Below are 12,620 nucleotides of genomic sequence, written 5' to 3'. Positions count from 1 at the left end.
ATCAACCGCTGGGCGAAGTCATTCGTCCCTGCAGGAAAGGACTTTCTGGTGAACGGTCGATTGCTTGGCAAAGAAGGACGTGAGTACGCGCTCAAGGCGCTGGATCTCATGGATCAATTCGGCATAGCGCCGACCCCGGAAAACTATTCCGTCTGGATCTGCTTCGCCAGCGATACCAATCCGGAATTGTGCGAGACGCTCAAAGGCCATATCGAGGCCGGTGGAGATTTCTCGGAGTCGGTCAATAACGAGCTTTTTGAGCAGTATTTCCAGTGGAAAGCCATCCAGGACGCGGTCCTCGAGAGTGGTGGTGCGATGTGTCGCGAGCTGGGCGTCGTCCAGGAAACCCTCGAGGCTGCGGAACGTGATACGGCGGCTTACGGCAAAGCACTCGAGGGTGCGAGCCACGAGCTGACCGCAACACCGGACGCCCCCGGCATGAAGAAACTGGTCGAGAGCCTTGTTTCGGCGACCGCCCGCATGCAGCGCCGCAGCCAAGCACTTGAAGACCGGCTGCAGGCCACTTCCAACGAAGTGACCCAATTGCGGTCGCACCTGGAGAAGGTCCGCGAAGAAGCAATGACCGATGCCCTCACCGGCATCGCCAATCGCAAGCGCTTCGACGAGTCACTGCGCCGCGCCCGCCGCGACGCCGACACCAAGAAGCAGCCGCTGAGCCTGATTCTTTGCGACATCGATTTCTTCAAGCGGTTCAACGACACCTGGGGCCATCAGACGGGTGACCAGATCATCCGTTTTGTCGCCGGCTGCCTCACCCGACACGCCGGTGAGTCTCACCTTGTTGCCCGCTATGGCGGCGAGGAATTTGGCATCGTGATGCCGAACACAGCTCCGAATGTCGCCGAACAGGTCGCCGAAAAGATCCGCAAGACCGTCGAGTCGAAAAAGCTGCTCCGGAAATCTACCAACGAAGATCTGGGCAATATTACCGTTTCGCTCGGGATCGCCACCTACCATGAAGGTGAATCGATCGAGGAATTGATCGAGAGATCCGACACCAATCTTTACCGGTCAAAGACCGAAGGGCGCAATCGGACCACGGTCGACAACAGCCGTAGTGCATCGCGCAGCGCTGCCTGAGCCCAACGCCCTACCACGCAATGAAAGACCGCTCTTCGGGGCGGTCTTTTCGTATCAGGTATCCGAAGGTGGGGCTGTCACCGCGAAACTGGTTCGTTGCTGCCACGCATCGAGCAGGCCCGCCAGCTGCGGGCGCCCTGTCCGCCAATCGCTCTCCGGGTAGCGAAAGTCCATATAGGCCAGCGCGACAGCCATTGTGAGAGGCCCTTGGGCCTCAATGGTATCAAGCGCACCGACGGCCGTTTCCAACTCGTCCACCGCGCGCATGATCCCGCGCTCACGGCGACCGATCCAATAGGCCGATTGAATGCCCTCATCCCGTACCATCTCGACGCGACGGGCGACCGTCAGGTCAAGCAGACCATTCCCAAGCGCTTCCAGGCGGCGGTCATTCCAGTCGCGCGGCCAGTTCCGGTCAGCCTGCTCACACAGGAAATCGGCAATCAGCGCACTTTCGGTATAGGCCTGACCATCATCGAGAACCAGGCATGGTACCCGGCCGAGCGGATTGGCCTTCAACAGCTCCGGATCGTCATCAAATGGATGGGATTCGACTTCATCTATCCGGCTACCAAGACCGAGTTCCCGGATCATGACCCGGCATTTGCGGGAATAGGGAGATGTTGTCGAGATGATGAGTTTCATGGCAGGTCAGACTTCCTTGACAGGAACAATCGTCACGCTTTCCCCACAGCCACAAGCGTCGGTCTGATTGGGGTTGTTGAACACGAATTTTGCATGAAGCGGTGAAATTTCATAATCGATCTGGGTACCCAGCAGAAACAGGAGCGCTTTCGACTCCAGCACGATCTCGACGCCCTGGTCCTCGACACGCTCGTCGAGCGGTGCCGGAGCGTCGACATAGGCCATCTCGTATTCCATGCCGGCACAGCCGCCATTCTTGACGCCGACGCGCAGGAAGCCGGCGCCACGCTGGGCCATCAACGCCTTGACCCGCTCGGCCGCAGCTTCAGTCAGGCTCACAGCCTTGGGACGTTCACGAACAGCCACATCAATCTCCTAGAACATGTTGAGCGCAAGACGCGCTTCATCCGACATCCGATCCGGCGTCCAGGGCGGCTCGAACGTCAAATCGACCAGGGCCTTGTCGACCCCATCCACCTTTTCGACGGCATCCTGTACCCAACCGGGCATTTCCCCGGCCACCGGACAGCCCGGCGCGGTCAGTGACATCTGGACCTTGAGGGTCCGGTCGTCTTCCAGGTCGACCTTGTAGATCAGGCCGAGCTCGTAAATATCAACCGGGATTTCCGGATCATAGACGGTCTTGAGCGCTTCGACGACGGCGTCGGTGATGCGGGCCAGCTCGTCGGCCGGGATCGCGCCGGTCCCGTCCGCCGGAACAGCAGGACTGGCCGCCTGCCCGTCAGCGGGCGCGGACAGATCAATCACGTCGCGGGTGGTTTGTTCGGTCATGGTCCTACCTAGATGAGGAAGTCGCGGGCCTTTTTCAATGCGTCGACAAACGCATCGGCCTCTTCAATGGTGTTGTAGATGGCAAAACTGGCGCGTGCGGTCGAGCTGACGCCCATGCGCCGCATGAGCGGTTGGGCACAATGATGCCCGGCCCGCACCGCCACGCCGTACTTGTCGAGGATCTGCGCCACGTCATGCGGGTGTGCGCCGTCGAGGGTGAAGGATATGATCGCGCCCTTGTCCTGGGCTGTACCGACCACTCTCAGGCCGTCGATCTCCGCGATCCCCTGCATGGCGCGATCCAGCAAAGCCCGCTCGTGCTCGAGTATCGCCATCCGGTCATGCCGCTCGACCCAACGGATCGCTGCGCCCAGTCCGATTGCATCGGCGATCGCCGGTGTCCCGGCCTCAAACTTGTGCGGCACATCGGCGAAAGTGACCCGGTCCTCGTAGACGTCAGCAATCATCTCCCCGCCGCCCATGTAAGGGGGCAAACGGTCCAGCCAATCACCCTTCGCGTAGAGCGCACCGATACCGGACGGGCCATAGAGCTTGTGACCGGTGAAGACGAAAAAGTCACAATCCAGCGCCTGGACATCAATGGGCAGATGCACCGCGGACTGTGACCCATCCAGCAGGACCGGCACGCCGCGGGATTTCGCGATTTCGACGATCCGTGCGGCGTCGTTGATCGTGCCTGTGACATTCGACATGTGCGAGATGGCGATCAGTCGCGTCCGCTCATTAACCATGTCTGCCAGTTGTGGATAATCCAGCTCACCACTGTCGGTGACCGGTGCCCATCTCAGCAGCAACCCTTTTGAATCAGCAAGTAAGCGCCAGGGCACGATATTGGAGTGATGCTCCATCTGCGAGATGATGATCTCATCCCCGGCTTGCAGAAGCTGGCCGAAAGAGTGGGCCACCAGATTGATCGCTTCAGTGGAGCCGCGGGTGAAGACGATCTCCTCACTGCGCGACGCGTTGAGAAAACGCCGCACATCCTCGCGAGATTTCTCGAACTCCTCGGTCGTCTCATTGGCCAGCGTATGCAGGCCGCGATGCACATTCGCGTAGGATGCGCGGTAGACGCCGGCAATGCTCTCGATCACGAATTCCGGCTTCTGTGCCGAGGCCGCATTGTCGAGATAGCGCAGCGGATAGCCATTGATTTCCCGCTGCAGGATCGGGAATTCCGCGCGGATGGCCTCGATGTTCAGCGGCGCTGTGATGGTCGACTGGGCGGTCATGACACAGCTCCCAGTCGCTGGCGCAGGATCGACTTGAGGTCCTCGCGCAAGGCTTCATCGCTGACCTGGTCGAGCGGCTCGGCAAGATAGCTCTCGATCAGCAGGGCGCGCGCCTTGGCTTCGGGTAGGCCGCGCTGGCGCATGTAAAACAGGGCCGTCTCATCCAGCGTTCCGAGCGCGTTGCCGTGGGCGCATTGCACGTCATCGGCGTAGATTTCCAGTTCCGGCTTGGCATCGATCTCGGCCTTCTCGCCGAGCATCAGAGCGCGGTGGGTCATCCGCGCATCAGTCTTCTGGGCGATACGGTCGACAATGAATTTTCCCTGGAAGACGCCGTGCCCGCCCGACGCGACAGCGCCCTTGACGAGTTGCCTGGTCTGGCAGCCGGGACCAGCGTGGTGGACAGTTGTCGTACTGTCAGCGTGACGCCCCGCCGCGAGGACATAGGCACCACCCAGATCGACGGTCGCGCCCTGCCCCGGATGATGGATATGGGTCTCGTTGCGAGACAGTTTCGCCCCGGTATCGATCATGGTCTGGTTCAGATGAGCGCCCTCTGCCAGCGTGATTTCAGCCGACCCGACAAACACCGCAGCCTCATGATGATCAGCAACAACGATGCGGTCGAGCCGTGCGCCGGCCTCGATCCGGATGCTCATATGCCAATTGCCCAGCGACCCGGCCTCACCGGTGAGGCGCTCGATCAGGACAAGCCTGACGCCTGCAGGCACGACCAGTTCGGCCTCACCCGCACAAGCGCCGCCCGAGGCCGTGACGGACAGTTCGATGCGATCACCGTCCGCAATGGTCGCCAGGGCATCGGCGCCCGCAACTTCGAGCGTCCCCGCCGTCGTCACGTCATTGGCAGCGCGGCGCAGGTCGGACCATTTCCACAATTCATGGCGACGGGTTGGCAGGCCATCCTTGCGGGTGGCCTCGCGCAATTGCGCACGCCAGCCTGTGGCACCATCGAGGGCGTCGATCAGGGCCTGTTCGGCCGGAGTATGGGTCAGCGTTGCGGTCATGCCTCAGGCCGCCTCCCCGAGATATTTGTCATAGCCTTCGGCTTCCAGCTCGCGCGCCAGTTCCGGGCCGCCGGACTTGACGATACGACCATTGGCCATGACGTGGACCACGTCCGGCGTGATGTGGTCGAGCAAGCGCTGATAGTGCGTGATCACCAGCATGCCGCGCCCAGGCGAGCGCAGGGCGTTGACGCCGTCGGACACGATCTTGAGGGCATCAATGTCGAGGCCACTATCGGTCTCGTCGAGGATCAGGAATTTGGGTTCCAACACCAGCGCCTGGAGGATTTCCATCCGCTTCTTCTCACCGCCGGAGAAGCCGACATTCACCGCCCGTTTCAACATGTCCATGGAGACGTTGAGCTGTTTGGCCTTCGCGCGGATCAGCTTCATGAATTCCGGTGCCGAGACCTCCTCCTCGCCGCGCGTCGCGCGCTGGGCATTGAGGGCTTCCTTGAGGAAGGTGATGGTCGGAACGCCGGGAATTTCAACCGGATACTGGAAGGACAGGTAGAGCCCCAGGGCGGCGCGCTCTTCCGGGGCCAGCTCGGCCAGATCCTCGCCGACAAAGCGCATCTCCCCGCCGGTGACCTCATAGCCATCGCGACCGGTGAGCACATAGGACAGCGTCGATTTGCCCGAGCCGTTCGGCCCCATGATCGCATGGACCTCGCCCGCCGGCACTTCGAGCGACAATCCTTTCAGGATCGCCTTCTCCTCACCGTCCTGGGTTTCGACTTTGCATTTGAGGTCGTTGATCTTCAGCATCTTGGTCTCGATCTTCTTGTCGCGTGTCAGGTGTGTTCAGTCGGCGTCGCAAAAGCGCGCTGTGGCGTCGTCGAGGGTCATTCCGGCTTCGGCCAGTCCGCCATCCCAGTCATTGACCGCACAACTATCGTCGGAAAAGTCGGTGGAGACGCTGAAAAGGCCAATCAATCGGTTGTCGCGGGCGATGTAGTAGGTTGTCTCCCACTCGGCTGCGCTGGATCTGGCGTGGACCGCCATCAGACCGCCGCCTACGGGGTCAATGCCGACCCCGTTAATGCTGCCCGCCGCGATAAATTGCGCGCCGTCCTGCAGCCAGACGTGGGAGGTCGTGTTCACATTGCCGGTTTCCTGGGGGACCAGCAGATCGACGTCACCATCGCCGTCCACATCTGCCAGCGACGGATAGACGAAGCTGCGACCCGCCGTGTCCGCAAAGGTTTGCAGTACCTGACCTTCCGCGCCAGCAAGGGTGATGTCGACGGACTCGATCCGCTCGCCCCACTCATCGCTTGCGGCATCGGCGGTGAAGTCGAAGACCATCTGGCGGTCATCCTCAAACGCCAGCCGACAGTCCGCATGTGTACCGTCATAGTCCAACGCACCACAGTCAGGCAGGACGGCGATATCGCGAGCGCCCGCATCATCCCCATCGGCACAGGCTGTTGCCGCGACCAGGCTGGCCAGGCACAGGCCGAGCATGGGTTTCCGGTAGAGTTTCATATCAGTCTTCCCCTTCCCAGTAATCGACCGGTTCGGCGGCGAAGGCCCGTAGGCGGAAGGCCGGTTCATCGCCATCGGCTTCGGACCAGCGCACGGCGCCAACCTTGTTCGAATCCGGATACTCGACCACATCGACCGGCTGCATCGTCGAGACGCAGATGTATTTCAGATCGGCATCACCGGTATTGAGCAATTGATGCGCAACGTCGCGGCCACCGGTCGGTGCCGCCAGGACATGCCCGGCGCGCACGGCGTGACGGTCCTCGCCAAAACGATAAGTGCCCTCGCCTTCAAGGATGATGATCGCCTCCTCGATGGCGTGGTGATTGTGATAGGGGAAGGCCGTCTTGCCCGGCGGCACGATGGTCAGGCAGCAGCCCAGCTGCTGCAGGCCGATCAACGGCCCAAGCCGTGCCAGGTCGGCGGAGAAGGTCTCGCCATGGGCCAGGTTTTCCAGCGGCGCGTCGTCTATATGGGTGACTGGGTTAGGGACCATTAGCGTTGCTCCTCCTCTTCCGTCGAAGTGGTACCCGTCTGCCCGAACAAAATCGCGTCGCCACTCCTGCCGGGATACATCAAGCCTGGCGGCGGAGCTTGCTCACAGCCATCACGGCGTTTGAACTCGATTTCGACATTCAATCTAACCGGACTTGATATGGACTCCGGGTCAGTCCTCAAAGTGATCGCATTAATCATCGAACCGAGCCGGACACCGCAATACGTCACGATCGCTCGATCTTCATCCAGCCATGCGACATCAAGCCGTTCATCCTGCTCAAATGGCAATAATTCGTCGTTCGCCGCGACGGACATGTAAGCGACGGGATGTTCTGTATCGTCTGCGACAAGCGTCAGGACCGACACAGGATCCGACCAGCTCGTTTCGCCATCTCTGACAATCCCGTTTGTGACTGTGCGTGCCCGCAACGAAAGCAAACCGGACGGCGACATGACCTGTCCAAGCTCATCGGCCCGGCGTTCAAATTGGAAACCCGGCTGCCAGAGCACTTCGAAGTACAGCCATTGGCCCGCCAAAGCGCACAATACCAAAAGCCCCCAAACCGGAAGCAATCCTTGCCAAATGATGCGCAAAAGCCGCTTCACTAGCCCACACTCCCCTCGAGCGAGACCTTGAGTAACGCCTGCGCCTCGACCGCAAATTCCATCGGCAATTGCTGCAACACATCACGGACGAAGCCATTGACCAGCAGGGCCGTCGCCGCTTCTTCGCCCAGCCCGCGCTGGCGGGCGTAGAAGAGCTGATCTTCGGACAGCTTGGTCGTCGTGGCCTCGTGCTCGAGGACCGCCTTGGGCGTCTTGCACTCGACATAGGGGACGGTGTGAGCACCGCACTGATCACCGATCAGCAAGCTGTCGCACTGGGTGAAATTGCGGGCGCCCTCGGCCTTGGCATGGACCGAGACCAGGCCGCGATAGGTCTGGTCGGAGCGGCCGGCAGAAATGCCTTTGGAGATGATGCGGCTGGTAGACCCCTTGCCCAGATGGATCATCTTGGTGCCGGTATCGGCCTGTTGATGACCATTGGTCACCGCAATCGAGTAGAACTCACCGCGCGAGTTTTCACCGCGCAGGATGCAGGACGGGTACTTCCAGGTGATGGCGGAGCCGGTCTCGACCTGGGTCCAGGAAATCTTCGAATTCTTGCCCCGGCAATCGCCGCGCTTGGTGACGAAGTTATAGACCCCGCCCTTGCCGTTCTCATCGCCCGGCCACCAGTTCTGGACGGTGGAATATTTGATCTCGGCATCGTCCAGTGCGACCAGTTCGACCACTGCGGCATGAAGCTGGTTTTCGTCGCGCATCGGCGCCGTACAGCCTTCCAGATAGGACACGTAAGCGCCCTTGTCAGCGATGATCAGCGTGCGTTCGAACTGGCCGGTGCCTTGCGCATTCATCCGGAAATAGGTCGACAACTCCATCGGGCAGCGCACGCCCGGCGGCACATAGACGAAGGACCCGTCCGAGAAGACGGCGGTGTTCAACGTCGCAAAGAAATTGTCCGAAGCCGGCACGACCGAGCCGAGATACTTGCGCACGAGATCGGGATGCTCGCGCAGGGCTTCGGAGATCGAGCAGAAGATCACACCGGCCTTGGCCAGCTCGGCCTTGAAGGTCGTGACCACCGACACCGAGTCAAACACCGCATCAACGGCAACGCGATTTTCCGAACCTTTGACACCTAGCAGGACTTCCTGCTCTTTCAGCGAGATGCCCAGCTTGGCGAAGTCGGCGAGGATTTCCTCGGGGACATCGTCAATGCTGTCATACTTGGCGCCGTCCTTGGGCTCGGCATAGTAGTGGATGTCCTGATAGTCGATCTTGGGATAATTGACCTTCGCCCACTCAGGCTCCCGCATCGCCTTGAAGCGCTCGAGCGCCTCCAGGCGCCATTGCAGCATCCACTCCGGCTCGCCCTTCTTGGCAGAGATGAGGCGTACGATCTCTTCATTCAGCCCCTTGGGGGCGAGATCCTGTTCGATGTCCGTCGTGAAGCCGTACTTGTACTTGTCGGCTTCCAGATTGCGGACGTCTTCGATGGTTTCCTTGACTGCGGCCATGTTATCCTACCGCCTCTTCAGGCATTTGCTTTGATGGCAATGCGGCGCGCGCATACGCCGCCGTCCACGCCTTGATGAAGGCGTCTGCATCATCCGGTTTTGAATTCCAACCCAGGCTTACACGCACGAAGCCCTGTGACGCGTCTTCGGGCAGGCCGAGCGCGGTTCCGACCTTTGACCCTTTGGACGATCCGGACGAGCAGGCCGAACCGGCACTGATCGCCACACCGTCCAGATCAAGCGCCATCACCTGGGTCGCACCGGGCCAACCGGGCAAGCTCATTCCAAGCGTATTGGGAAGACGCGACGCCCGGGCGCCGATCTCGATCATCTGCGGTGCCACCGCACGGATTGCGACCGCCATCTTGTCGCGCTGGATTGCGAGAGACGCAAAATCATCAAGCGATGAAACGGCCTCCTCGAGCGCCGTCGCCAGCCCGACAATGCCTGCAACATTGAGCGTGCCGGCCCGGCGGCCCTTTTCCTGGCCACCACCATGATGATGTCGGGCCATGGGCGCGTTGCACGCCGCGAGCAGGGCTCCAACGCCCTGCGGGCCGCCAAACTTGTGCGCCGAGACGGCGAGGTAGTCACACCCGAGGCCCGCAAAATCCACGTCAATCTTGCCGACGGCCTGTATCGCGTCGACCACCGTCAGCCCACCGGCGTCGCGCACAAGGGTCGCCGCCTCCTGCACGGGCTGGATCGTTCCGGTCTCATTACTCGCCAGCATCATCGCCAGAACCGGACGGCCATAATCACCTGAGCAAGAGGCCAGACGGTCGGCGAGCCAGCTGATTTCGACGACACCGTCGGCATTGACCGGCCAGGTCTCCACCGGAAGCCCACTGGCCCGCGCCGTCGCAGCAACGGCTTCATGCTCCAGCGCGGTGACAATGATACGGTCGACACCGCCGGCGCTGATCGCGGCATGGAGCGCCAGGTTCAACGCTTCGGTACCACCGGATGTGAAAATGATATCTTCAGGCCGCGCGCGCAGCGCCTTGCCGACTACGCGCCGCGCAAGCTCGACCCGCGCCAGGGCACCCTGCCCGTCAGCGTGCACGGACGACGGATTGCCCACCCGCGCCATGACCTCGGTCATGGCCGCCACCGCGTTGGGCCGGACCTGTGTGGTCGCGTTGTGATCAAGATAGGTCCGCATGAAGTTTATTCCGCCGCGTGGGTGGCGTTGCTGCCCGCCGGCTTGAGACGCCCTGTGGCGCCATTGGCAGACCCGAACAGGCGCCGCTCCAACACGTCATCCAGCGTTACCGACGACAGGTAGAGATAGATGTGCCGACCCAGCTCGTCCCACAGATCATGCGTGATACAACGTCGCCCGTCGCTCAGGCAGCCCTTGGCCTCCGAACAACGCGTGGCGCGCAAAGGTTCGTCCACTGCCAGGATGATGTCGGAAATCCGGATTTCGCTGGCCGTTCGGCTGAGCCGGTAACCACCGCCCGGCCCCCGCACGGACGACACGATGTCGGCGCGGCGCAGCTTCGCGAACAATTGTTCGAGGTAGGACAATGAAATCGACTGACGAGAGGCAATGTCGCTCAAGGTAACCGGGCCAGCCTCGGCGGCGTCCGCCAGGTCAGCCATTGCCATCACGGCATAGCGGCCTTTAGTGCTAAGCTTCATGTGTTTACCTCCTTAAACACTCGCATCCAGCGGGCTGATCATGCTAAGACCCGCCTTTCCGGAGGGGGAGCCGATCTCGATACGAGTGACGCACGTCCAATATCCGAGTGAATTAGTCAAGAATATGGGCGCACATCTGTGCACATGCAACGGACGAAATGCCGCATATTCTCGGGACCCAGACGCAACGACCCAAAAAGGCGAGATTGAATGCCTGACGTGATCATCCCCGGCCCGGCTGGCCGGCTTGAAGGGCGCTACAGCCCGAGCGAAGACCCAACCGCACCGATCGCCCTGATCCTGCACGCGCATCCGCTCGGCGGCGGCCATATGGAAAACCCGTCCGTCGACATGATGTACGACGTATTCCGCAAGCGCGGATTTGCCACTCTGCGGTTCAATTTCCGCGGCGTTGGGCGCTCCCAGGGCAGCTATGATCAGGGCCTTGGCGAGCTCTCTGACGCGGCGACGGTTCTGGACTGGGTTCAGGGCTATAACCAAGGCGCCCGCTTTTGCTGGGTCGCCGGTCACTCCTTCGGCGCCTGGGTCGGCATGCAGCTTCTGATGCGCCGCCCCGAGATCGCCGGTTTCATTTCCGTCGCCCCGCCGACCAACATGTACGACTTCACCTTCCTGGCACCCTGCCCGGCATCGGGCATCATCGTGCACGGGTCTGCCGACAAGATCGTGCCACCGGATGATGTTGAGCGGGTGATGTCGAAGGTTCGCGTCCAGAAAGGCATCGAGATCACGACCGAGGTCGTCCCGGATGCCAACCACCTGTTCTCCGAACATCTCGATGTGCTGGAAAACCATATCGAGACTTATCTGGAGTCCCGTTTGCCCCTGGTCGAGAAAGAGCGCTCCGAGCGCACCATCACCGGCAAGCGCTGAGCGTGACAGTGCTTTGATTGAACGAAGCCCCGACCGATCGGTCGGGGCTTTTTCAATGATCCCTAGGGGTCGGCGCGCCGGCCGCCGCAGACCGGCTCACTGGCGCCAGTCGTTGAGGGCAGACTTGTCGGCAGACCGGCCACAACTCGGGCGGCCAGCCACGCAAATGCCTCGGCTTCCAACAGGTCTCCACGCCAGCCCACAGCTTCCACCGGCTCCGGCTCGAGGCCGATCGCCTCACCGAGCGCCGCCATCAAGACCGGATTGTGACGGCCACCACCGGTGACCAGAACACGTTCGGGACGGCCCAGCGCCGCAATCGCGTCGGCAACAGTGCGCGCCGTGAACGCTGTGAGGGTCGCGGCGCCGTCTTCGGCGGCAAGGTCAAGCACCGGGTCGAGTGTAAAATCCCAGCGGTCGAGCGATTTCGGTGGTTTCAGCGCGAAGAAGGGATGCGTCATCAAAACATCGAGCGCGGCCTGATCGATCCTGCCACGCGCCGCCAGCTCGCCACCATGATCATAGGCCTGTCCGATCATGCGATGGCACCAGGCGTCGATCAAGCCATTGGCCGGTCCGGTGTCGAAGGCGACGGGATCCGGATCGGGCGCCAGCCAGGTGACATTGGCGACGCCGCCCAGATTAAGCACGGCCAGCGGACGGTCGAGGCCAGACTGGCGCGCCAATGCGTCATGATAAAGTGTGGCCAGCGGCGCGCCCTGCCCGCCCCTTTCCATATCTGCGGACCGAAAGTCATGGACAACCGGAATGCCGGTCGCAGTGGCGAGCGCCTGCCCATCGCCGATCTGCAAGGTCTGGCCGTTGCGGCCATCGGTTGGCGCCCTGTGAAGCACGGTCTGGCCGTGAAAGCCGACCAGGTCGATATCGGATGCAGCCAAGCCGGCCGCGTCCAGAACACGCTGGACTGCGAGGCCATGGCGCAAGGTCAACACCCGCTCGGCAGCGGAGAAATCAGGCCTGTCCCCCGCAAATCCCCAGGTCAGCGACCGATCCACCGCATCCTGCAATACGGCCCGATCATCCTCTGAATAGGGCTGCGTTTCGCCAGGACCAAAGCGACGAACTTCGTCCCCATCCGTCTCAAGCAAGGCTGCATCAATGCCATCGAGCGAAGTGCCGCTCATCAAACCTATGATCCGCTTCATGCAGGCCCCCTCTTTTCCCGGCGCGCCAGTCGA

Annotated in this window: 15 protein-coding genes; 2 read left to right on the top strand and 13 right to left on the bottom strand. The window is 61.5% G+C overall.

The features are described 5' to 3' along the window. The first annotated feature begins 48 nt into the window (after positions 1 to 48). Positions 49 to 1,101 carry a GGDEF domain-containing protein gene (locus tag ACN0X9_RS07150; protein WP_417486926.1) on the top strand — a complete coding sequence of 351 codons (1,053 nt, stop codon included), beginning with the start codon at positions 49 to 51 and terminating at the stop codon, positions 1,099 to 1,101. A gap of 54 nt (positions 1,102 to 1,155) precedes the next feature. On the opposite strand, the gene ACN0X9_RS07145 is transcribed toward ACN0X9_RS07150, so the two are convergent. The 12 genes from ACN0X9_RS07145 to ACN0X9_RS07090 are packed head-to-tail and all read right to left on the bottom strand — an operon-like array spanning position 1,156 to position 10,527. Beyond that, positions 1,156 to 1,746 (bottom strand): glutathione S-transferase N-terminal domain-containing protein, encoded by a 591-nt coding sequence (locus ACN0X9_RS07145; protein ID WP_417486925.1) that lies wholly within the window; start codon positions 1,744 to 1,746, stop codon positions 1,156 to 1,158. Between the two features lie 6 nt (positions 1,747 to 1,752). Continuing rightward, positions 1,753 to 2,112 carry a HesB/IscA family protein gene (locus tag ACN0X9_RS07140; protein ID WP_417486924.1) on the bottom strand — a complete coding sequence of 120 codons (360 nt, stop codon included), beginning with the start codon at positions 2,110 to 2,112 and terminating at the stop codon, positions 1,753 to 1,755. A gap of 9 nt (positions 2,113 to 2,121) precedes the next feature. Continuing rightward, the gene (locus ACN0X9_RS07135; RefSeq protein ID WP_417486923.1) at positions 2,122 to 2,538 is read right to left on the bottom strand and encodes an SUF system Fe-S cluster assembly protein; all 417 of its coding nucleotides are present in this window, start codon (positions 2,536 to 2,538) and stop codon (positions 2,122 to 2,124) included. An 8-nt stretch (positions 2,539 to 2,546) separates the two neighbouring features. Then, entirely contained in the window at positions 2,547 to 3,788 is a 1,242-nt protein-coding gene (locus tag ACN0X9_RS07130) for a cysteine desulfurase (RefSeq protein ID WP_417486922.1), read from the bottom strand. Next, a complete protein-coding gene (gene sufD / locus ACN0X9_RS07125) occupies positions 3,785 to 4,813 on the bottom strand; it encodes a Fe-S cluster assembly protein SufD (protein ID WP_417486921.1) in 1,029 nt (342 codons plus the stop codon). Before sufD ends, ACN0X9_RS07130 begins: the two co-directional genes overlap by 4 nt. Positions 4,814 to 4,816: 3 nt before the next feature. Next, positions 4,817 to 5,581: a Fe-S cluster assembly ATPase SufC gene (gene sufC, locus ACN0X9_RS07120; RefSeq protein WP_417486920.1), complete on the bottom strand. Its 765-nt coding sequence runs from the start codon at positions 5,579 to 5,581 to the stop codon at positions 4,817 to 4,819. Positions 5,582 to 5,617: 36 nt separating this feature from the next. After that, the gene (locus ACN0X9_RS07115) at positions 5,618 to 6,301 is read right to left on the bottom strand and encodes a hypothetical protein (RefSeq protein WP_417486919.1); all 684 of its coding nucleotides are present in this window, start codon (positions 6,299 to 6,301) and stop codon (positions 5,618 to 5,620) included. A gap of 1 nt (position 6,302) precedes the next feature. After that, on the bottom strand, positions 6,303 to 6,797 hold the full coding sequence (locus tag ACN0X9_RS07110) for a cupin domain-containing protein (protein ID WP_417486918.1): 495 nt from the start codon (positions 6,795 to 6,797) through the stop codon (positions 6,303 to 6,305). After that, positions 6,797 to 7,405 (bottom strand): hypothetical protein, encoded by a 609-nt coding sequence (locus ACN0X9_RS07105; protein ID WP_417486917.1) that lies wholly within the window; start codon positions 7,403 to 7,405, stop codon positions 6,797 to 6,799. The genes ACN0X9_RS07110 and ACN0X9_RS07105 overlap by 1 nt, the downstream gene beginning before the upstream one ends. Next, positions 7,405 to 8,880 carry a Fe-S cluster assembly protein SufB gene (gene sufB, locus ACN0X9_RS07100; protein WP_417486916.1) on the bottom strand — a complete coding sequence of 492 codons (1,476 nt, stop codon included), beginning with the start codon at positions 8,878 to 8,880 and terminating at the stop codon, positions 7,405 to 7,407. The genes ACN0X9_RS07105 and sufB overlap by 1 nt, the downstream gene beginning before the upstream one ends. A gap of 1 nt (position 8,881) precedes the next feature. Then, positions 8,882 to 10,045, bottom strand: a complete 1,164-nt coding sequence (locus tag ACN0X9_RS07095; RefSeq protein ID WP_417486915.1) for a cysteine desulfurase family protein — start codon at positions 10,043 to 10,045, stop codon at positions 8,882 to 8,884. A 5-nt stretch (positions 10,046 to 10,050) separates the two neighbouring features. Next, positions 10,051 to 10,527, bottom strand: a complete 477-nt coding sequence (locus ACN0X9_RS07090) for an Rrf2 family transcriptional regulator (protein WP_417486914.1) — start codon at positions 10,525 to 10,527, stop codon at positions 10,051 to 10,053. Between the two features lie 210 nt (positions 10,528 to 10,737). Here ACN0X9_RS07090 and ACN0X9_RS07085 point away from each other — a divergent pair, with 210 nt between their 5' ends. After that, positions 10,738 to 11,421: an alpha/beta hydrolase gene (locus ACN0X9_RS07085; RefSeq protein WP_417486913.1), complete on the top strand. Its 684-nt coding sequence runs from the start codon at positions 10,738 to 10,740 to the stop codon at positions 11,419 to 11,421. Between the two features lie 62 nt (positions 11,422 to 11,483). Here ACN0X9_RS07085 and ACN0X9_RS07080 read toward each other — a convergent pair whose 3' ends face one another. Then, complete coding sequence (locus tag ACN0X9_RS07080; protein WP_417486912.1) at positions 11,484 to 12,587, bottom strand: anhydro-N-acetylmuramic acid kinase; 1,104 nt, start codon at positions 12,585 to 12,587, stop codon at positions 11,484 to 11,486. Between the last annotated feature and the right edge of the window lie 33 nt (positions 12,588 to 12,620).

Origin of the sequence: Maricaulis sp. (assembly GCF_048268525.1) — a bacterium.
Lineage (GTDB): Bacteria > Pseudomonadota > Alphaproteobacteria > Caulobacterales > Maricaulaceae > Maricaulis.
This window is presented reverse-complemented; position numbering and strand designations above follow the sequence as displayed.

Excerpts from the sequence above, each read along its gene's own strand:
- ACN0X9_RS07080 (WP_417486912.1), bottom strand. The coding sequence starts at position 12,587 with ATGAAGCGGATCATAGGTTTGATGAGCGGCACTTCGCTCGATGGCATT.
- ACN0X9_RS07115 (WP_417486919.1), bottom strand. The coding sequence starts at position 6,301 with ATGAAACTCTACCGGAAACCCATGCTCGGCCTGTGCCTGGCCAGCCTG.
- ACN0X9_RS07135 (WP_417486923.1), bottom strand. The coding sequence starts at position 2,538 with ATGACCGAACAAACCACCCGCGACGTGATTGATCTGTCCGCGCCCGCT.
- ACN0X9_RS07095 (WP_417486915.1), bottom strand. The coding sequence starts at position 10,045 with ATGCGGACCTATCTTGATCACAACGCGACCACACAGGTCCGGCCCAAC.
- sufB (WP_417486916.1), bottom strand. The coding sequence starts at position 8,880 with ATGGCCGCAGTCAAGGAAACCATCGAAGACGTCCGCAATCTGGAAGCC.
- sufC (WP_417486920.1), bottom strand. The coding sequence starts at position 5,581 with ATGCTGAAGATCAACGACCTCAAATGCAAAGTCGAAACCCAGGACGGT.
- ACN0X9_RS07085 (WP_417486913.1), top strand. The coding sequence starts at position 10,738 with ATGCCTGACGTGATCATCCCCGGCCCGGCTGGCCGGCTTGAAGGGCGC.
- ACN0X9_RS07145 (WP_417486925.1), bottom strand. The coding sequence starts at position 1,746 with ATGAAACTCATCATCTCGACAACATCTCCCTATTCCCGCAAATGCCGG.
- ACN0X9_RS07110 (WP_417486918.1), bottom strand. The coding sequence starts at position 6,797 with ATGGTCCCTAACCCAGTCACCCATATAGACGACGCGCCGCTGGAAAAC.
- ACN0X9_RS07090 (WP_417486914.1), bottom strand. The coding sequence starts at position 10,527 with ATGAAGCTTAGCACTAAAGGCCGCTATGCCGTGATGGCAATGGCTGAC.
- ACN0X9_RS07130 (WP_417486922.1), bottom strand. The coding sequence starts at position 3,788 with ATGACCGCCCAGTCGACCATCACAGCGCCGCTGAACATCGAGGCCATC.
- sufD (WP_417486921.1), bottom strand. The coding sequence starts at position 4,813 with ATGACCGCAACGCTGACCCATACTCCGGCCGAACAGGCCCTGATCGAC.